The organism is Acidovorax sp. HMWF029, from assembly GCF_003060895.1.
Taxonomy (GTDB): Bacteria; Pseudomonadota; Gammaproteobacteria; order Burkholderiales; family Burkholderiaceae_C; genus Acidovorax.
The window spans coordinates 66896-84312 of record NZ_QAIH01000094.1; the positions used below are offsets into that span (position 1 = coordinate 66896).

The 17417-nt window shown below is 63.2% G+C and carries 34 protein-coding genes; 7 read left to right on the forward strand and 27 right to left on the reverse strand.

Annotated features, from left to right (window positions below; all coding sequences use genetic code 11):
• Positions 1-307: 307 nt before the first annotated feature.
• The 3 genes from DBR12_RS22560 to DBR12_RS06150 all read left to right on the forward strand — a co-directional run bounded on the left by DBR12_RS22560 (position 308) and on the right by DBR12_RS06150 (position 2793).
• Positions 308-811, forward strand: a complete 504-nt coding sequence (locus tag DBR12_RS22560; RefSeq protein ID WP_108616451.1) for a hypothetical protein — start codon at positions 308-310, stop codon at positions 809-811.
• The gene (locus DBR12_RS21965) at positions 801-2048 is read left to right on the forward strand and encodes a hypothetical protein (RefSeq protein ID WP_146185479.1); all 1248 of its coding nucleotides are present in this window, start codon (positions 801-803) and stop codon (positions 2046-2048) included. The genes DBR12_RS22560 and DBR12_RS21965 overlap by 11 nt, the downstream gene beginning before the upstream one ends.
• 397 nt (positions 2049-2445) lie before the next feature.
• Complete coding sequence (locus DBR12_RS06150; RefSeq protein ID WP_108616452.1) at positions 2446-2793, forward strand: hypothetical protein; 348 nt, start codon at positions 2446-2448, stop codon at positions 2791-2793.
• A 201-nt stretch (positions 2794-2994) separates the two neighbouring features.
• Here the strand turns inward: DBR12_RS06150 and DBR12_RS22320 are convergent, their stop codons facing one another.
• The 26 genes from DBR12_RS22320 to DBR12_RS06255 form a co-directional block, all read right to left on the reverse strand.
• Positions 2995-3147, reverse strand: a complete 153-nt coding sequence (locus tag DBR12_RS22320; protein WP_199226643.1) for a hypothetical protein — start codon at positions 3145-3147, stop codon at positions 2995-2997.
• Positions 3144-3308 carry a hypothetical protein gene (locus tag DBR12_RS22155; RefSeq protein WP_158274978.1) on the reverse strand — a complete coding sequence of 55 codons (165 nt, stop codon included), beginning with the start codon at positions 3306-3308 and terminating at the stop codon, positions 3144-3146. Before DBR12_RS22155 ends, DBR12_RS22320 begins: the two co-directional genes overlap by 4 nt.
• A complete protein-coding gene (locus tag DBR12_RS06155; protein WP_199226644.1) occupies positions 3305-3733 on the reverse strand; it encodes a DUF1353 domain-containing protein in 429 nt (142 codons plus the stop codon). Before DBR12_RS06155 ends, DBR12_RS22155 begins: the two co-directional genes overlap by 4 nt.
• Positions 3730-3885, reverse strand: a complete 156-nt coding sequence (locus DBR12_RS22160) for a hypothetical protein (RefSeq protein WP_158274979.1) — start codon at positions 3883-3885, stop codon at positions 3730-3732. The genes DBR12_RS06155 and DBR12_RS22160 overlap by 4 nt, the downstream gene beginning before the upstream one ends.
• Positions 3886-3889: 4 nt before the next feature.
• On the reverse strand, positions 3890-4312 hold the full coding sequence (locus tag DBR12_RS06160) for a hypothetical protein (protein WP_108616453.1): 423 nt from the start codon (positions 4310-4312) through the stop codon (positions 3890-3892).
• A 3-nt stretch (positions 4313-4315) separates the two neighbouring features.
• Positions 4316-4708: a hypothetical protein gene (locus DBR12_RS06165; RefSeq protein ID WP_108616454.1), complete on the reverse strand. Its 393-nt coding sequence runs from the start codon at positions 4706-4708 to the stop codon at positions 4316-4318.
• Positions 4709-4710: 2 nt separating this feature from the next.
• The gene (locus DBR12_RS06170) at positions 4711-5100 is read right to left on the reverse strand and encodes a hypothetical protein (RefSeq protein ID WP_108616455.1); all 390 of its coding nucleotides are present in this window, start codon (positions 5098-5100) and stop codon (positions 4711-4713) included.
• Positions 5101-5102: 2 nt separating this feature from the next.
• Positions 5103-5789 (reverse strand): glycoside hydrolase family 104 protein, encoded by a 687-nt coding sequence (locus DBR12_RS23465; RefSeq protein WP_233244326.1) that lies wholly within the window; start codon positions 5787-5789, stop codon positions 5103-5105.
• Entirely contained in the window at positions 5786-6103 is a 318-nt protein-coding gene (locus DBR12_RS06180; protein WP_146185480.1) for a hypothetical protein, read from the reverse strand. The genes DBR12_RS23465 and DBR12_RS06180 overlap by 4 nt, the downstream gene beginning before the upstream one ends.
• Before the next feature lie 3 nt (positions 6104-6106).
• Positions 6107-6676 (reverse strand): hypothetical protein, encoded by a 570-nt coding sequence (locus DBR12_RS06185; RefSeq protein WP_108616457.1) that lies wholly within the window; start codon positions 6674-6676, stop codon positions 6107-6109.
• Positions 6673-7185, reverse strand: coding sequence for a hypothetical protein (locus tag DBR12_RS06190; protein ID WP_108616458.1), 513 nt, complete (start codon positions 7183-7185; stop codon positions 6673-6675). The genes DBR12_RS06185 and DBR12_RS06190 overlap by 4 nt, the downstream gene beginning before the upstream one ends.
• The gene (locus tag DBR12_RS06195; protein ID WP_146185481.1) at positions 7172-7582 is read right to left on the reverse strand and encodes a hypothetical protein; all 411 of its coding nucleotides are present in this window, start codon (positions 7580-7582) and stop codon (positions 7172-7174) included. Before DBR12_RS06195 ends, DBR12_RS06190 begins: the two co-directional genes overlap by 14 nt.
• Complete coding sequence (locus tag DBR12_RS06200) at positions 7561-7821, reverse strand: hypothetical protein (protein WP_108616460.1); 261 nt, start codon at positions 7819-7821, stop codon at positions 7561-7563. Before DBR12_RS06200 ends, DBR12_RS06195 begins: the two co-directional genes overlap by 22 nt.
• A 3-nt stretch (positions 7822-7824) precedes the next feature.
• On the reverse strand, positions 7825-8106 hold the full coding sequence (locus DBR12_RS06205) for a hypothetical protein (protein ID WP_108616461.1): 282 nt from the start codon (positions 8104-8106) through the stop codon (positions 7825-7827).
• Positions 8107-8115: 9 nt separating this feature from the next.
• The gene (locus DBR12_RS06210; protein WP_108616462.1) at positions 8116-8955 is read right to left on the reverse strand and encodes a major capsid protein P2; all 840 of its coding nucleotides are present in this window, start codon (positions 8953-8955) and stop codon (positions 8116-8118) included.
• A 12-nt stretch (positions 8956-8967) separates the two neighbouring features.
• Positions 8968-9132, reverse strand: a complete 165-nt coding sequence (locus tag DBR12_RS22165; protein ID WP_158274980.1) for a hypothetical protein — start codon at positions 9130-9132, stop codon at positions 8968-8970.
• Between the two features lie 93 nt (positions 9133-9225).
• The gene (locus DBR12_RS06215; RefSeq protein WP_108616463.1) at positions 9226-9873 is read right to left on the reverse strand and encodes an AAA family ATPase; all 648 of its coding nucleotides are present in this window, start codon (positions 9871-9873) and stop codon (positions 9226-9228) included.
• On the reverse strand, positions 9870-10307 hold the full coding sequence (locus tag DBR12_RS06220; RefSeq protein WP_108616464.1) for a hypothetical protein: 438 nt from the start codon (positions 10305-10307) through the stop codon (positions 9870-9872). The genes DBR12_RS06215 and DBR12_RS06220 overlap by 4 nt, the downstream gene beginning before the upstream one ends.
• Before the next feature lie 2 nt (positions 10308-10309).
• Entirely contained in the window at positions 10310-10534 is a 225-nt protein-coding gene (locus DBR12_RS06225) for a hypothetical protein (RefSeq protein WP_146185482.1), read from the reverse strand.
• 90 nt (positions 10535-10624) lie between these two features.
• Complete coding sequence (locus DBR12_RS22170) at positions 10625-10801, reverse strand: hypothetical protein (RefSeq protein ID WP_158274981.1); 177 nt, start codon at positions 10799-10801, stop codon at positions 10625-10627.
• 42 nt (positions 10802-10843) lie between these two features.
• Positions 10844-11605 carry an SAM-dependent methyltransferase gene (locus tag DBR12_RS06230; RefSeq protein ID WP_108616466.1) on the reverse strand — a complete coding sequence of 254 codons (762 nt, stop codon included), beginning with the start codon at positions 11603-11605 and terminating at the stop codon, positions 10844-10846.
• Positions 11605-12903 carry a protein rep gene (locus DBR12_RS06235; protein ID WP_108616467.1) on the reverse strand — a complete coding sequence of 433 codons (1299 nt, stop codon included), beginning with the start codon at positions 12901-12903 and terminating at the stop codon, positions 11605-11607. Before DBR12_RS06235 ends, DBR12_RS06230 begins: the two co-directional genes overlap by 1 nt.
• A 2-nt stretch (positions 12904-12905) precedes the next feature.
• A complete protein-coding gene (locus tag DBR12_RS06240; RefSeq protein WP_108616468.1) occupies positions 12906-13145 on the reverse strand; it encodes a hypothetical protein in 240 nt (79 codons plus the stop codon).
• Complete coding sequence (locus DBR12_RS06245) at positions 13145-13378, reverse strand: hypothetical protein (protein ID WP_108616469.1); 234 nt, start codon at positions 13376-13378, stop codon at positions 13145-13147. The genes DBR12_RS06240 and DBR12_RS06245 overlap by 1 nt, the downstream gene beginning before the upstream one ends.
• A gap of 193 nt (positions 13379-13571) precedes the next feature.
• Positions 13572-13775, reverse strand: coding sequence for a hypothetical protein (locus DBR12_RS06250; RefSeq protein WP_108616470.1), 204 nt, complete (start codon positions 13773-13775; stop codon positions 13572-13574).
• Between the two features lie 2 nt (positions 13776-13777).
• Positions 13778-14104 carry a hypothetical protein gene (locus DBR12_RS06255; RefSeq protein ID WP_108616471.1) on the reverse strand — a complete coding sequence of 109 codons (327 nt, stop codon included), beginning with the start codon at positions 14102-14104 and terminating at the stop codon, positions 13778-13780.
• Positions 14105-14389: 285 nt separating this feature from the next.
• Here DBR12_RS06255 and DBR12_RS21970 point away from each other — a divergent pair, with 285 nt between their 5' ends.
• Genes DBR12_RS21970 through DBR12_RS06270 form a run of 4 tightly spaced genes read left to right on the forward strand, consistent with a single transcriptional unit; the run spans position 14390 to position 16237 of the window.
• Complete coding sequence (locus tag DBR12_RS21970; protein ID WP_146185483.1) at positions 14390-14896, forward strand: hypothetical protein; 507 nt, start codon at positions 14390-14392, stop codon at positions 14894-14896.
• On the forward strand, positions 14860-15150 hold the full coding sequence (locus tag DBR12_RS23520) for a VC1465 family Xer recombination activation factor (RefSeq protein ID WP_158274982.1): 291 nt from the start codon (positions 14860-14862) through the stop codon (positions 15148-15150). The genes DBR12_RS21970 and DBR12_RS23520 overlap by 37 nt, the downstream gene beginning before the upstream one ends.
• Positions 15135-15389: an EAL domain-containing protein gene (locus DBR12_RS06265; RefSeq protein WP_255575907.1), complete on the forward strand. Its 255-nt coding sequence runs from the start codon at positions 15135-15137 to the stop codon at positions 15387-15389. Before DBR12_RS23520 ends, DBR12_RS06265 begins: the two co-directional genes overlap by 16 nt.
• A gap of 44 nt (positions 15390-15433) precedes the next feature.
• Complete coding sequence (locus tag DBR12_RS06270) at positions 15434-16237, forward strand: SDR family NAD(P)-dependent oxidoreductase (protein WP_108616474.1); 804 nt, start codon at positions 15434-15436, stop codon at positions 16235-16237.
• A gap of 67 nt (positions 16238-16304) precedes the next feature.
• Here the strand turns inward: DBR12_RS06270 and DBR12_RS06275 are convergent.
• Positions 16305-17417, reverse strand: a 1113-nt coding sequence (locus tag DBR12_RS06275; protein ID WP_108616475.1) for an MATE family efflux transporter, incomplete at its 5' end; no start/stop codon positions are given.

The window sequence follows — 17417 nt, forward strand, 5'->3', positions numbered from 1 at the left end:
GTTCGGGCGAGTCGAGACACTGAACATTCAGTGGCCAGATAGCGTAGCGTGGTTGGCTGATCCGCGCGCCCCAGCTCAAGCGGCAAAGGCAAACAAGCGAATTCAGATGCTGGTCACACTTAGCAACATAGTGACTTGGACGGAGCCGGCGGCTCTTCGTCGCTCCGAGGTTTGGGTTGGACGTTGGCCGTTGAGTTCGGGTGCCCCGCAGACGCACGCACGCAGCGGAGCAGATCTAGATGAGATAACGCGAGCGCGAGTCGCTATCTACAAATCGATCCGCCGACATCACGCGACACGGATTGGCATGAAGGTCCAATCGCACATCAAAGGCGATAGAGAGCGCTTGATCGAGATCAACGAGGGAATGGTGATGCCCTGCAACGAGCATGTCAATCCAGTTGCTCATGGGTTCCTCGCATGGCGGCTTAGATTCGAAAGCAAGGTGGGTGAAGAGGGGCGAACCCGTGGCCTAAGCCTCTTCTCGGTGCTGCTGTTCTGGCCTGTTGACTGGTCGGCGTCCGACGTAGCGTGGGGGCACTTTGTATATCGATGTCTCCTGCTGGATATCAAGACGGCTCTTGAATTGAACAAATCACTAAAGGGTCTTGACTGCAACCGACCAAGCGACTTTTCAGCTTGGCTAGAGGTCGTTGGTCTGTGGTACCACCGGTTTGGCTCGCAGACACGTCCATGGCCGGATAGCCTAAGCACCCTGCGCTTGCCCGCTGCAGTGGGCGAGCCTGGCGACATCTGCATCATCACGGCCCCTTCGGCCACATTGAGCCTCGGAACTAGGAATGAATGCTGAACGTCAACTCCATACTCCATCGATCACCACGTTAGAGCGTTTCGTCTCGCCGCCGGGGCTTGACGGGAGTGACGGGGTGAATCGCCTGGCGCCTGAGCGCAAGTCTATCGATGTGGACACCGACGTCGAAGCAGTTAGGGCATGGATATCGAGCTTGAACGACGTATCGGATGTCACGATAAGCAGCTATCGTACAGCGGCCGAGAAGCTTTTGAACTGGTCCTGCTTCGCTCGTGGAAAACCGCTTTCTTCCTTGAATGTTGCTGATCTAGAGGCGTTCGTTGAGTTTCTCGCCGCGCCATACCCACCTTTAGATTGGATCTGCAGGACCCGCGCGCGCGACTCTCAAGATTGGCGCCCCTTTGCAAGCCCGTTGTCCCAGGCGTCAATTCGAATGGTGATCTCCGCCATGTCGTCGCTTTTCCGTTGGCTGAGTGTCGTTGGTTATGCCTCGATGCCTTCCATTTCAGGGAAAAGAAGTGTTCGCGATGGTTCTGCCGACCACGGACTCACTTTAAACATCTCGGCCGCTGGTATATCGCGAACTTTCAGTCGTGAGGCATGGGCTTGGATCAAAGAGGTTCTGATAGGTGGTGTCGATTTTCGTACTCGACTTACCATTGAGCTGCTGTATTTCGCGAATCTCAAATTGGAGGAGATTCGAAGACTACGGCTGGCTGATTGTGTCGCGCCGTCGTGCGATTGCGTGGCTTGGCGAGTGCAGGTCGATTCGATGACAAATTGTTTGCGATGCGTCTATGCACTGCCACCACTCGGTGATTCCCTGTCGCAGCTCTTCGAGATGCAGTCAATGTCGGCAAGTACATCTTTGCTGGCACTTGAAAATCGCCAAAAGTCAGAATTACTGTTCGACAGCGGCCAGTGGATGCGTCCAACCGTCACGCGCGTATTGAGGCGATCTGCGGACTTGGCCGAGGCAAATGGTGACAATCAAAGTGCGAAAGAACTGCGCGATTCAACCTTGATGTACTTCCGGGGTGCCCTGGAGAGCCATTCAGGTGGAGATAGCGCGTTTGTTTTGGGATTCGTCGCAAACGCCCGAGGCTGCCGCAGCATCGCGGCCCAATACCTTCGACGCACGGTCTTGGACAACGAGGCAACGAATGCTGGCTGGATGCGCCTCGCTGAGCATTGGAGGCCCTACAGTGAGCGTCTTTCTTTGGAGGCTGCGAAGGCCGGGCCAGCCACCTTACCTCGCACACTCAAGCGCGAATAGTCGGGGATGCTATGAACACCAATCTTGCGGCGTGCATCACCACTCATATCCGCTAGGTTGATGTTGACGCCAAGCCGCACGTCATCAAATCCCTAGCGGAACAGAGTCATTCATTGCTAGGTTGATCTTGTCGCGGAACGGCCCCTTGAAAGGGGTGTTTCTTGTCGGACAGCTCGCATGGCGGGCATGCTATTGCATTGGCTATTTTATTTTACATAATATACATCGTATCGATCCAAGAAGAGCCGCACGCGCAAGGCAGGCTTTTTCGACGGGCTGACCCCCGCCATGGCGTAACGCAAACCCCCGTCTTTTCAGCGCATGGGCCTCCCGCAGGCCCATCCATCATGGTCTACGAGCGGCGCCAGCTCGTAGCAAAAACACCAAGAGGAAACCCATGTTGAAAGTGCCACGAGTCGGTGGTGCAGCACAGCTGCGCCTGTTCGTCGAAGAGATCGGTTTTGCCCGGGCCTGCAAGGTGCTCCGGATCCATGAGGCCACCATGCGCCGTTGGTTGCGCGATGAATCGCCGGTACCGGCCGCCGCGCTGCAGGCGCTGTACTGGCTCACGAGCTGGGGCTTTGCCGATGCCTGCAGCGAGGCCCACTGGTCCCACCAGTTCCTGCTGGGCAAGATCAGGGAGCTGGAAGCCGCGGCGAACTGGCGCGCGCCCGCCGCCTGGCAGGCGGCCAATGAGCCGGACTATCGAGCACCAGGGGCGCTGGTGGTGCTGCAGCTGGTGTGACTATCATTTTTATAGCTGCTAGTGCTTATCTGTAGCGCGGCAGGGCCTGTTTTGGCAAAGAAAAAAGCCACCTGTCGAGGTGGCTTTGATGTTTCTGGAGTTCTCGCGCTGGTGGTCAGCGGCGCTTCTTGAACTGGCCCTTCTTGGGGCCGGATTTGTGGCGCGGGGGCATGCGTCGTTTTGCCATGGCTGGTTCTCCTGTCAGGTGTGCGCGCCTGGCTCTCCCCAGGCTTCGCGGATGTATTTGCGAACGCCAGGGAGCTGGCGCATCAAGAAGGCGGCAATCAGGGCACCGCCGATCAAGATCAGGGCTTCGCGGCCGAACTCGGCCGGGGTGGGAAGGAAGGCTTTCATTTGCTGTTGATGCGGTCGATGCGCTCGTGGGCTTTTGCGGCCGAGTCGTGCGCGTGTTGGGCCAGCAGGCCCAGGCGGGCCAGGTCGGATCGGATGGCGGCATAGACGCCGACGCCGACGCCCAGCGGTCCCGCCAGCTGCAGGAGGATGTCGAAATTCATGGCAGTAGTCCCTCTTGTTGGATTTGGATCGACACACCAGGGGGCTGCGCGGGGCCATCAGCGCCCCAGGACGATGCGCCCCCTGCCCTCCCCCCCAGCCACATCACCCAGGCCCGCCATGGGCTCACACCGCAGGCCTGCGCGGCTTCCCGAAACACGGCGTCGGCCGTGGCCCGGTCGGTCTGGTGGGTGGTGTACAGCCAGTCATGCAAGACAGCGGCCGCATGAGCCAGCCCGCCAGCCAGGAAGAAGGCCAACGGCAGGCGGGGCACGCTGGCCAGGTCGGTGACAAAGCCTTGCGGTACGTCCACGTGGCCGATCAGGTCGGAGTCGTAGCCCAGGGCGGCCAGTAGGCGCCATGTGCCCCGGCCGTCGCGGCTGGTGTCTTCCAGGCGTTCGAGCTGCAGGGTGCTTGTGAACTTCACTTTTTGCTTTCGTCCTGGTGCTGCACCTGGCTCTGGGTGATGGCGTCGGCGTTGTAGCTGGCCGTAGCCACCCAGGACACGTGCAGGCCGCCGCAGCCAGCAAGGGAGGCGCACAGGGCGGCGATTGCAAGGGCGATAGCGGTTTTTTTCATGGGATCACCTGTAGATCGAGTGGGCGCCCACGGGGGCGATGTAGGCGCTCGGGTTGTTGTAGCGGGGGCCGTTGGGGCCTTGCGGGGTCACATCCCAGCCGCTGGGCACGTAGAACGCCCAGTTGTCGCCCGTGTTTTCTGGGCGCGGTTCGGGGTGCGTAACACCGTAGATCCAGGTGCCCAGGGTTTCCGAGCCGTCAGGGAACAGCGTGCTGTTCACGCCCCGATAGACCACGTTGTTGTTATTCCATGGCGTGACGGCCCACGCCCCGTCCCGCACCGCCTGGCTTGTGGCATCCCATGCCGCGCCTGCAGCATCGCTGGCGGCTGTGGACACCTTGCGCACCACAAAGGCCACGGCCAGCAGGCCACCGGCCACAAGCGCCAGTTTGATCAGGAGATCAGCGGAGACGGGGGCGATTTTCACGGTTCAATAGCCCATCACGGAGAGGGCAGCCGAGCTGGACACGCCGGGTGCGGTACTGCTGCCATCGGGCCACATCCAGGTGCCGTTTGGGCCTGGCTTGCCGTACTGGCCGACGCCTTCGCTGCTGCCCGTCTGCGGCCCCGTGCCGGTGGACCCACCCCAAGCGGCACCAGACGCCGTGGCCGGGGCCGGGCTCTTGGCCGTGGCGTCGGCCACCACAGGCGGCGCCTTCGTGTTGATGACGATGGGCTGCGTTGCCCAGTTGTTAGCCGCCGATGCCGCGCCTACCAGGGTTCCGGCGCTACCGATGGCGCCAGCATCGCCCGACTTGCGCAAATACAGCAGCAGGCCGATACCGGCCACCGCTGCCACGCCCATGACTATTTTGCGGTCCATGGTCAGTACCAGTATTCGTTACTGAAGTCGTAGGCGCTGCTGAATGGCGGGTTGATCGGAAGGCCGTCATTACCCCCGGCCACGTAGGCGCTTGGGTTGTTGTAGCGGGGGCCGTCGGCGCCCTGCGGGGTCACATCCCATGGCTGTGCGGCGCGACCGTCATAGGTGCCCAGGTAGGGCACGGTCGAGCCGCCACCGCTGCCCCTGAACAGGTTACCCAGTGCGCCCAGGCCCGCACCCATCAACGATGCGTTTTGCGCTGTGCGGTTGGCCTGCGGGTTCTGGTACATGGGCTGCGCGACGGCGCGGCGCGTCATGAGGTAGTAGGCGCCGATGCCGAGCACGGCCAGCAGCAGCAGGTTGTTTGGTCCAGGTGAAGATGCAGCGCTCATGGTCAGGCCTCAGTTGTGGTACCGCCCGCGCTGGCGTAGGCCGACAGCAGAGCAGAAAGCTTTCGTTCAGGCTGGTTGTATCCAGCGCCCGGCAGACTTGCCCACACCTTCGCTACCTTTCCGATAGCGCGCACCGTGCGACCGGCCTGCACATCGGCCAGCGCGCCGCGCTCGCGGATCAGCTCCACTGCGGCGGCATCCTGGCTGGCTGGCGAAAAGTCCGATAGGCCCAGCTTTCCGCGCACGCCATCCCAGGTGCGCGCCAGAATCTGGTAGCGGCCAGCAGCGCTGCTGGTGGTGTTGCGGAATGGGACATACACGCGCGGGTGATCCGCGAAGCCCTCGAACTGACCGCCAGCAAACAAGGTGCTGTAGCCGTCGTTCGGATAGCTGGCAGTGCCTTCCGCGTAGGCGATCATGTCCAGGAAGGCGCGCACATTTGCCGCAGCCACATCTGGCGCCACGTTGGACGGTGCATAGGTGCTTGGGGTCAGGCTCACAATCACATCCTCAAAAATCGTTGTCGTCTGGTCCGGTTCACCGCCCGCCCAATCCGGCGCGAGGCCTTGCCACCCATCGGGCAAGATGCCATCCCAGGCCGGTGCGCCCTGCCCTGCGCGGCGACTGGCCAGTTCCACGGCCACCAGCACCACCACGACGCCCGCCAGCAGGGTTAGCAGCCGGTTCATTCATAGAACTCCAGCAGCGCGCCCATGTCAGTACCGGCCCCGCTCCAGTTAAGCTGCAGCGTCACGCCAGCCGCCGTCTTGGCGCTGGTGGTAGCCGTTGCGTTGGCTCCCACATAATCGAATGCACTAGATCGGCAGAGGTAAGAGACGCCCGACATGGCAGCGCTAAAGGTCACCGTGTAGTTGCCCGCAGAGTTGCGGACCACGCCGGCCACGTTGAGTTGCTTGACCACGGCACCAGCCGACGTAAAGACCACCCAGGCCTTCAGGTTCATCCCCGTCACACCGCCTGCAGAGCCTTGAGAAACTGGCATGCTTCAGCCCTCCACCGCAACGACGTTGGCATTGCTGGCGATATCGCCGATGCACTGGATGGCCTGAGTGGTGCACACGCCCACCAGCTCCAGCGCGCCGCCCGGGATGATCCGCACGCCGTTGGCGACCGTGGCCGCGCCAGCGCCAAAGCCGACGAACAGGTTTCCGGCTGTGTCTTTGTTTTGGATCAGCAGATATTGGCGAGCCGCGTTGGCTGCCAGCAGCTGGCCGCTAGCATTGGTCACTGTCTTTTGCAGGTTGGCGAATGCCGATGTGCGCGGTACCACGGCCTGCGACACGCTGACCGATCCGGCCAGGCCGTCGATAAACTTCTCGTCGCCGATGTACAGGCGCACGTTGTTGGACGCGCCCGACGCATCGGTAATGGTCAGGCGGGAGAATGGCGTCTCCTCCAAGCCCTGGCCCGCAATCAACCCCTTGAGCTCACCCCACTCCGCCTTGATGTCTAGCGCGCCGTCTGCGGACAGGATCTTGAAATAATCCCCGATCACATCGAGCTGATACACGCTGCCAGCAGCGATTGCGAAGGTGTAAATCTTGGAGGGCTTCATTTCTTCACCGCAGCGAATGCCACCAGGGCCATAGCCCCGACAGCAGCAATCAAAATCTTGTCAGTCAGCGCGCCCCGGCCCTTTGCATCTGCATAGGCGTCCTTGACTAGGGCTGTCGCGTTCTCAGCAGCGCCGAACGCCTTGTTCAAGGCATTGCCACCGAATGAGAACGCCTCTCCCAGCGCGTCGCTTGAGAAGTTGTAGGCCGCAGTGGTGTTGCGCGTTGCATTGGAGTCCGCGAAGGCCAGTGCATCGGCCTGCGCATCGAGCGCCGCCGCCATGGCCTTTCCGCCGAAGCCCAGGACCGCATTCACGGACTCGCCCGCCAGGTCAAACGCCTTGCCGCCCACATCGTTGCCATAGGCGAACGCGCGGTTCACCACATCGCCATCGAGGGCGTTGATCGTGACCGTGGAGCCGCCCTCAGCCGACACACCGCGCTCACCGATCACACGCCGGTTGTCCTGCTGCCAGGTTTGCTGGGCGGTTGAGCTTCTACTGCTGGACATACAGCCCCTTCGTCATCACCACACCGGTTTGAATCCAGCCGTGGCGGGCGCTTTGTCGCACCACATGTTCATGTTTCGTGCACATGGCCAGCTGCTGGGCGCCGAGCTGGCGCGCTGCCTGGCAAGCCATGGCGTCGATGGCACCCGAGGGCATGCGATCACCGAGGCTCACCAGTCCGACCACATCGAGGCGCGCGCCGAGCTGCAAACGCACTGGCCGCACGGCCATCAGGGCATGCGCCCCGCCCTGCTCGATCTCGAACAGGAAAGAGCCGCCCAGCACATCTGTCGGCCCTTCGAGCGGCCCCCAGGGGCTGGCCTCGACGGACGGCAGCAGCGCGGCGACATGCTCCGGGGTCCAGTGCTGGACCGGGGTTACTTTTTGAGGAGATACCACGCGGCCACCCCGGCAGCGATCAGCCACCAGTTGAGGCCACCCGATGCGCCTTGCAGCGCAGTTCCCGAGCCGCCCATGTTCACGATGAAATCGCCGTTGCTGGCCCCGATGCTGGCGCCGCGCTGGTCCATGCCCGAGCTGGCCGAGCTGGAGAAGCCGATTGGCGGCAGCCCCATGCCGAAGCCCACGCCACCGGCACCACCGCCGAACGGCAGGGAGAGAGACAGGCCCGCCGCCATGCCCTACCCCTTCTTCAGCAGCAACACCGCCGCAGCGCCGATACCAACCAGCACCAGCATTGGCGAGATGTACAGGCCACCGCCCCGGCTGATGGTCACGGGCTGGCCCTCGATAGCCACCCCATACGGCCCCACCACCTGATACTGGCCCGGCACACTCCACGAGTAGCCATCCTGGCCAGCTAGCGCCTGGTCATAGCCCGCCAGCGCGCCAGAGAACGCGCCGACGAACTGACGCAGAGGGCGCAATGCATCCTGCCGCTGGATCAGTTCCTGTTCGGTCATGACCGCCCCTTAGTACATTGCGTAAGGGATCAGCTCATCCGTCTCAATGGTGATGGTTTCACCGGCAGAGAAGGTCCCGTAAAAGATGGCCGACCGGACGCCAGCACCCAACCGGGTATCCCACGTACGCCCGGACAACTGGCCATCCTGGCAGGGGTCAAACACCACCAGATTTGCCTGCGGCACTTTGAAGTTGTCCTTCTGCAGAGCCTCGTTTTGCAGCTTGGTCAGTTCGTGTTCAGTCACCCCCTCACGCACGGTCTTGAAGGCCGTCATGTTGGCGGAGTAGATGTAAACGCGGCGGTAGTTAGAGCCACCGCCCACGGGGTCGATATGCGGGAGCAAAAGCGCGAATGTGCCCGCACCGCCGATCACCTGCGTGGTCCTGTGGCGGCGCGCGATCAGGCCACGAATAAGCTGCTCGGCTGGGTCACCAGTGGGCGGCGACACATCGGCCACACCGACCAGCGTAGGCGAAGTGGCGCCCGCAATGGTCACCTCCAGGCGCAACGTCTGGATGCCCGACCCTGCCGACAAGTCGATAGACCCCACTTGACGCGCGTTCGGCGTCACGGCCTTTCGGTCCATGAAGTCGATTTTGAGAATGGTCACATCGGTGGTGGCACCGTTGTACAGGTTGGAGGCTTCCAGCTTGGAGCCGTCAGACTCCCAGATCACCTTTGCATTCGCCTTCAACTCGATTTTCGTGATCATCGACCGCGTGAAGGTGCCCCCGAGGGTCAGGGTGATTTTTTCCAGAACTGAGCCGAGCAGCTTGTTCAGGTCCGAGATGGCAATCCCGGAAGCCACCACGTTCTGGAACGGATCGAGCGCAATTTGCTTATTCATTGCGTGCTCCGATCAGTTCAGGGCGTCTTGGATGTAGGGCACCTGGCGCGCCACGATGACACCGGCCACACCGAGCGCCATGGTGCGCGCTGCGGGGTGATCGACGAACTTGTAGGCGGCGAAGCAACCGCCCAGCGCGATTGCAATTTTGGTGAGCTGGGAAGTGGTCAGGTTCATGTCGGCCTCAGGCGTCCGGGGTTGGTTGAAAAGACAACCCGATGAGACCGCCCGATGGACAAAAAACAAAATCCGTGCCCTAAGGCACACCGCCTAAGGCGCCCGTTTTGGGGCCTGCTGGCGGCCAGAAAATTTCAGCATCCCGCGCGAAATTTCTGGCGATGTGTCGCGTTTTTCCAACCACTGGAGGGGCTGTAGGCCGGTGATCTCGGTCACGTTGATGCCCCATTGCTGCGCAAAGGTCTTGGCGGCGGCCACGTTGCCGAGGCGGCCGGTGTGGATCAAGTCGCAGTTGTTCAGGAAGGACTTGTCCACCTCGGTCGGGGTCTGGCTGGCCCCAATGATGCTGATCGACTTGGTGCCGTTTTCGTAACGGCGGCCCACGTTGACGATCTTCTTCCAGGCGGCCGGCGCGTGGCTGGCCTTGGTCACCTCGGCCAGTTCGTCCACGAACAGAACCACGTTGCCCTCGCGCCATGCCAGCTCACAGAACCGGGCGAACTGCTCGTGCTGGTTGAAGTCGTGGTTCATCAGATAGCGCGCCTGGAAGGCCTTGCCTTTGCAGGCCCGGACGAACGCAGCCCACTCGGTGAAGGGTTCGCCTACCCCGTTGAGCATGTCGTCGTGCTTGGGGTCCCACACCATCAGGCGGCGGGGCTTGAGCTTCTGCAGCTGCTGCACCACCCATGCCGTCTTGCCGGTGGCGGTGGCGCCGAACGCTGCCCAGCGAAAAGGCTTCACGCGGATTCCTTCACCGGGGCGGCCTCGATGGTGCGGCCGTGTTTCTCCAGGGCGGTGACATAGCCCATGGCCAGGGGCACCAGGGAGATCACCAGCATGGCAACTTCGGGGTTCCGGCCAGCCAGTTCGGTGATCCGGGTCATGTAGCGCTGCAGCACCGGGGCGGCCGCGTCGGCGGGGCCGCGCAGCACATCGTCGGGCCACTCTTCCATGATCTCCGGCATGCTCTTGGCGATGGCCGAGCGCACGGCGCGCAGGCCAGCGAAGACGATCCGCGAGATCCCCAAGCTGACCTGCTGCAGCATGGCCGCTTCCTGCTGCGCGGCTTCGTCTGCCTCGGCCTGCTGCTGGGCCTGCGCGGGGCCCGCTGGTGCGTCCACCGGGGTGAACGTGACTTGTTCGAGTGGGTCGATGGCTTCGGGCTTGGTGGTCATGGTTAACCGATCAAGAGGGCTGGTCTGGTCTTACCAAGTCGCGCTTGGTGTTTGTCGTATTCCTGGCCGATGGCGTTCGCCTTCTCAGGCGTCATCGGCTCAACGGCTGGCACTGGTGCTGGCGCGGCTGCACGCTCGATGCTTGCCAACCAGTCGCGCTCGCAGGCGCTGCCCCGGTGGGCGTAGGCGCTATGGCCGCAGTCGTCGGCCTCGCACTCGTAGTTCAAGGCACCGCCCGCCGTCCGGTGGAACGTGACGCGGTCCCCGCACATTGGGCACTTGCCGCGCCCCACTCTCTCGGACTTGCGGGCCATGGCTTACAGGGCCTTCAGGTCGTCGCAGGGCACGACGACAACGATGTTGTCGGCGTCGAACTTCACGGCCACTTCATCGGGGGTGGCCGGGTTGGTTCCATACACGATGCCCGCCTGACCAAAACGGGGGTGTTCTTCGTTCTTGACCTGCACGGCGGTCCACACTGCAAAACGGTTCATGGGTTGCTCCAGTTGATTGCCGGGGACCGCCCGGCGCGGCTATCAGGCCTGCATCGCCTCTGCTGGCGATGGGATCCCACCGTCAGCACCAGCGAGGCTGGCCAAGATGAATTGACGTTCCAGATCCGGCATCGCCAGAATCTTTGCCACCCAGCGCGAGGCCTTGCGCTTGATGCGCTCGCGTTCCCTGAAGCTGCCGCCGATGTAGCGAAGGTCATGGGGAACGATGGTGGACGGCTCGTAGTTGGTCCATAGCGACTCAGTGGCCGGGCCGCGCCGGGTCATCGCCGTGAAGTCCAGCCGGTGCCAACCCGACGATGCTGCAGCCTCGTCATACATGGCGCTTCGGTACCCGGACAGAGCCCAGCGCGCGCCGGCTGCTGACAACGCCGGAAGCACCGATGCCACCAGGTGGAGGTGCGCAGCATCGTCCAGCTCGAACTTGTAGAGGCTCAGGTCTTTGCGCGTGCTGTGCAGGTAAGGAGGGTCCAGGTAGAAAAACCAGCCATCCAGACCATCACCACTCGCCAGATTCATCAGCACTGGTACCGCATCGCCCGCGATGACGGTTGCAGCTGGCAACGCCGTCTGCAGCGTGGCCACCATCGCTGGATCTCGCTCGATGAGAATGGTGGTGTCTGCCGGAGCAATCCGCCGAGCGATGGCGGCCGACCCGGCGAAGGGCTCCACGTAGGTGTGGTGCCGGGGGATGGCGCTGATGATGGTCTGGTACACGCCTGCGCCGTTTTTTCCGCCCGGATAGCGCAGTACTGCATCGGCGGCGGTGGTGGTGCTCGATGCCATCACCCCTCCACCAAGTTGGGGACGAAAAAGTAGCTGTGATCCGTGAGCCGCAGGCGATCGACAAGGATGTCCCCCCTGCCCTGCCGTCCCCCTTCGCGCGCCACGGCGTCGATCCAGTCGTCAATGAGCTGCTGGGGTTCCTCACGGTGGCCGTGCTCAGCCACGAAGGCCAGGAAGTCGCCCAGGCGGCCGAAGCGCGTGAGCACCTGCAGCTGCTCTTGCTCGATGGCGCCCACTTGGTGCTCGTCATCGAGGGTCAGTTCTGGCTCTGCGGCGGCTTCGTCGTCGTCGATCTCGTCGATGCCGAAGTGATCCTTCAGGCCGCGCGACCACGTGAGCATCCGGCGACCGTCGAACTCGGCCACGAACTCGCGGAAGGCGCAGATGGCGTGCCCATCACCACCCCGGGCCAGCTCCAATAGCTGGAAGGGGGTGTAGTGCTCACGCGCGCCCCAGTTGTCGCGCTTGCCGATCTTGGCGTGGCTGCTGGTCAGCTCCGAGGACATGCCCCAGGTTTCGTCGTGGCCCCACTTGGCGATGTAGTCGGCCGCATCCTTGCCGCCCCGTACGTCCAATGCGTACTGGCCCGCCCAGTTGCGGTTGCTGGCGTCCACCAGCCCGCGTTTCTCCAGCAGGCGCACCCAGTGGCCGCGCAGGTGCTCGATCGCGGGGCTGGTGAGGCGGCCAGCGTCATCGGCTGGGCCCTCGGCGAACGCCCCGGCGTCACAGAACACCAGCATGTGCAGGTGGGGATGCCAGCCGTTGGCCCCGCCATAGGTCACCTCGAGGGAGTTCACCACGCCGATTTTGTTGGCGTGCTCCATCACCGCCTTCCACTTGCGGCAGTTCTGGAACGACTGGCGGGCCTTGCCGAAAGGCTCCATCAGCTCGGCCAGGGGCTGGCCCACGTAGTGGGGGAAGGTGAAGGTCAGCAGGTAGGCGTGGCCGCCGGCGGCGACGTGGGCCACCATGGCGTGCTGCAGCTCGCGGCGGCGCTGCTCTGCCACCTTGGCCGCGCACACCGGGCAGGCCCAGACGCTGCCGCAGGTCTTGACCTTGCCCAGGCGGGCCCGGGCGCCGTCGAACTTCCGGAAAACCGGCATCGCCACATCGTCGATCACATGGCGGTGGCACCAGACGGTGCGGTGCTGGGCCTTGGGTTCCAGGTTCTTGACGAACAGGATCGATTGCGAGGTCCGCAGGGCCGTGTGGCGCCGTTTCAGGCCCTGCCGCTGTGTATCGAGCCGCCCTTGGAGATCGCCGCCGTGTGTATGGATTTCGCGTGTATACCGAGACATCGCTACACCGCCTCAGAGTGGTTGATTTCCAGGGCGTGAGCGGTGTGTCGGGCATAGGTGGACACAGCACGCCAATAGGCCGCCATCGGTCCCTTGCGGCGCTTCCAGGCCGACTCGGCTTCGGCGTTCGCCTGGTGGCGCAGATCTCGCATCAGAGTGGCAATGGCGCGGCGATCCTTCGGCGGCAGGGCCAGCAGCGCGCGCCCGGCGGGTAGATCAAGGAGTGGATTGATGTAGCCCATCACATCTGCCCCTTTGCCCTGGCCGCGAGCATCTCGCGCAGGTGCTTGGCGCTCTTGCCAGCCGTCTCGCACTGGATGCGCAGGGTGTAGTGGCCCTCCAGCAGCCGATAGGCTTCCTGCAGCCAGCCGTGGGCCGTGGTGGCCATCTGCAGGGCCATCTGCAGATCCTCTGGGGGGAGCTGCGGAAACATGGGCTTGCCCGCCTGGGGGCGCGTCGTGGCGGGGGTGTTCATGGGACTGCCACCAGATTGCCGTGGTCATCGACGACGGCGGCATAACAAGAAAAGCCCTGAACCCATCGGCGGCCGGGCCACTCGCCGAAAACGCTCACCCAGTAGGTGCCGGGACGGTAGACACGGGAAACAACCCACGCCGCAGCCAGCGCGCCATTTCGGACCACGCGGCCCACTGCTTCAGGCGCCCCGCTCATGGCGCCAAGTCCCCGGCTGCTGCGCATAGGGCCATGCCCAGGGTGTAGGCATCTGCCGGGGAAAGCTTGCGGTCGATGACGATGGGGCCACGGCGCAAGATGAGCTGGACACGGGCCTCAGGCACACCGCCTAAGACAGGGATCAGCATGGGGGCAACGGTTACCTGCTCGCCCGGGGCAGTCTTGATGGTGGTGGCCATGTCTAGACCCCCGCGCCGATGTGCAGCAGGCCGCCGCGCCGACGAATCAGGATCACGCGGTCTTCCCACGAGATGATCAAAGCAGACAGCGCCCAGCTGAGTGCATTGGAGGATTTCGAGCGCTTGTAGATCTTCCTGAGGCAGTCCACGGCATCAGCATCCTGGCGCTCCATGAAGAGCAATGTCTTCAGGTTTTCACGGTCAAACGTCGTCACCTCGGGCGCGGGGGCCAATGCCCCCGCCCCTGGCGTAGTCCCGGGCACAGTGCCCATCGAGGTGTCTTGCAGTGCTGCGCAGCTATTGCCGTTGCCGGGGACCAGCATGCCCATGCAGTCTGGGCGTGGGTTGGCACAACAACTGGGGGATGAATTCGTATCGGACATGTGGCGCTTTCGAGAGGTCCGGCGCCATCGAGGGTGTCCCCTGGCCAGCAGGAACCAGGTTGAAAGCGCCAGCCCTCCGGGTTGATGTGGTCTGACCGGGGGACGGGCGAACTGTAGTTCTGAGCTGTGTATTAGTCAACAGGGTGGCAATTGCCAGCCTGTGAACTGTTGCGGTCGAACACTTGCGCGCACAGAATGCCGCCTTAGGAACATTGCCTAAGGAAGCCAGCCATGAAGACCGTCGAAATGCTTGATGCGGTAAAACAACGCCACAGCCTCACCAGTGACTACAAGCTGGCGAAGCTGCTGAAGACCTCTCCCCAGAAGATCAGTAATTGGCGTGCTGGGCGCACCCTTCCCGGCACATTGAGCTGCTTTGCAATAGCTGAAGCTCTTGGAGAACAACCAGCCGGAATAATCGCCCTGGTTGAATTGGAGCGTGCAGAAAATGGGGAAGAAAATGCCGACGCCGAAGAATGGAAGGGCTGGGTAAAGAAATTCAGCGGCGCGGCGGCGAGCATATTGCTCGTAATGGGATTGGGCGGATTCTCTAATGCTGACGCGAGGTTAGTTAATCAGGCCGATACCCAGACTATTTATACATCGTATCTACTATTCCGGGGCTGCATTGCAGCCGCAATGATCTGTGCACCCGGCTGGATCTCGCCCGCAAATTCAAGGCCATGTATCGCAGCCTGGGCATGGACCTGCCCCAGTGCGCGAAGTTTCTTCATGTGACCGAGCGGACTTTACATAACTGGGAGTCTGGCAAGCATGGCATCCCCTGTGCAACGTTCAAGTTGCTGCGGCTCATGAACGGCCTGGAGCTTCCCGGCAAAACCTGGGCTGGCTGGGAGTTTCGAGTTTGTAAGCTGTGTTCACCTGAGGGGCGTTCTTTCGAAGGAACAGATGGCTCTTGGTGGTCACTCCTGGTGCGTCAAGCGCATGGCTTTCGGGAGTTGAAGACCAGTCCTTTGTGCGCGACATGCTAGACGACGAGCGCGACCGCGCCCTGGTGCGCGGCATCGTGAGCCTGGCCCATGCGTTCAACCGCAAGGTGGTGGCCGAAGGCGTGGAAACCCCGTCTCATGCCGAGGCTCTGCGCGACATGGGCTGCGATGGCCTGCAGGGATATGGCATTGCCAGGCCCATGCCGCTGTCGGATCTGATTGCCTGGATCGGGGCGTGGCAGCCTCCTGCTTGGGTTGGCGTCCAACGGCCGGTGCGCTGATGGCTTGAGGGGCTTCGCCCCCCCAGCCGCTACCATCGACGCCCATGAACCATCCAAGCCCTGCTCTATCCCACCCGTCCTCTGTTCACTTTGGCCACCAGGGCCGCGTCTGCATCGTTACCGGTGGTGCGCAGGGCATCGGCGAAGCCTGCGTGCGCCGCTTCGCGGCCGAAGGTGCCAAGCCCGTCATCGTGGATGTGGACGATGTACGCGGCCAGGCCTTGGCCGCAGAGCTGGGTGCGCTGTATGTGCGCTGTGATGTGGGCGACAAGGCTCAGGTGGATGCGCTGGTGGCCCAGGTGCTGGCGGCCCATGGGCGCATTGACGTGCTGGTGAACAACGCGGGCATATTTCGCGCGGCGGATTTTCTGGAGGTGACCGAGGCGGACTTTGATGCGGTGCTGCGGGTCAACCTGAAGGGCTCGTTCCTGGTGGGCCAGGCCGTGGCGCGGGCCATGGCGTCTTCGGGTGGCGGCGCCATCGTCAACATGAGTTCAGTGAACGGCGTGCTGACCATTCCGAACATCGCCAGCTACAACGTGAGCAAAGGCGGCGTGAACCAGCTCACGCGCGTGATGGCGCTGGCGCTGGCCGACAGGAACATCCGCGTGAACGCCGTTGCGCCCGGCACCATCGCCACCGAGTTGGCCGCCAAGGCGGTGCTGACCAGCGACGAGGCCAAAAACAAGATCATGAGCCGCACGCCCATGAAGCGCCTGGGCGAGCCGTCGGAGATTGCCGATGTGGTGGCCTGGCTGGCCAGCGACGCCGCCAGCTACGTCACGGGCGAGATCGTGACGGTGGATGGTGGCCGCATGACGCTCAACTACACCGTGCCGGTGCAATAAAATGCTATTGTATTGATAGCTTAAAAGGCAATACCATCAGGCGGAAGGCCTGATTTTTGCTCATATTTCAAGCCTGCGCCACGCGCCGCAGCAGCCCCGACATGCTGCGCGGCCAACCCACCCGGCCAAACCAGGCACCGCCCGCAACGGCCCAGGCGTTGATCAGCCCATAAAGCACCAGTGCCCCGGCCTGCGCGGCAAACACCGCCTGCAGCCCGCCGCCCCAGCGCAGGGCCAGCCAGCCCCCGGCCACGGCGATTGCCAGGCGCGCGATGTTGCCGATCACGGGCCACATCAGGCGCCCTGCCCCCTGCGAGGCAAAGTACAGCACCAGGCCCAGGCCGAAGAAACCATAGACCGGGCCGACGGTGCGCAGATAGAGTGCGCCGGATTCGAGCATGGCCGGATCGCTGTTGAACAGCCGCAGCCAGGTGGCTGGGTATGCGGCGGCCCACAGCCCGATGGCCTCTGCCATCGCAAAGGCCATGGCGGCGCCGATCCAGGTGGCGCGCAGGGCGCGTTCGCGCTGGCCCGCGCCAATGCAGGTGCCCACCATGGCCACCAGGGGCGCGCCCAGGCCAAATACCAGCGGCACCAGCAGGTATTCAAGCCGCGACGCCGTGCCATAGCCCGCAATGGCCGCCGTGCCAAAGCCCCCCACCAGCGCCGTTGTCACGCCAATTGCCAGGTTGGTGGCCACGGTGGAGACGGTGCCCACCAGGCCCACCCGCAAAATGTCCTTGAACAGCACCCAGCGAAAACGGATGTGTGCCAGCGACGGCCGCAGCAGGCTGCGTGGCGACCAGAGGTAGGCCGCCAGCACCGCGCTGCCCACCGCGTAATACGCCATCAGCGCAATCGCACCGCCCGCAATGCCCAAGCCCGGCATTGGCCCCCAGCCAAAGATCAGCAGGGGCGACAGCGGCACCAGCACGACCGCGCCCAGCACCGTCACATACGCCGGCACGGCCATGTTGCCCGTACCACGGATCACGGCCGAGAGGGTGTTGAACAGCCAGACCAGCACCGCGCCCGCAAACACCCAGTTGGAGTAGACCAGCGCCGCCTCCAGCGCCCCGCCCGTACCGCCCATGCAGGTGTAGAGCCAGCGCCCTCCTCCGACCACGCCCACGGTGAAGACCAGCGCAAACACCGCCGCAATCGCCAGCGCGTGCAGCAC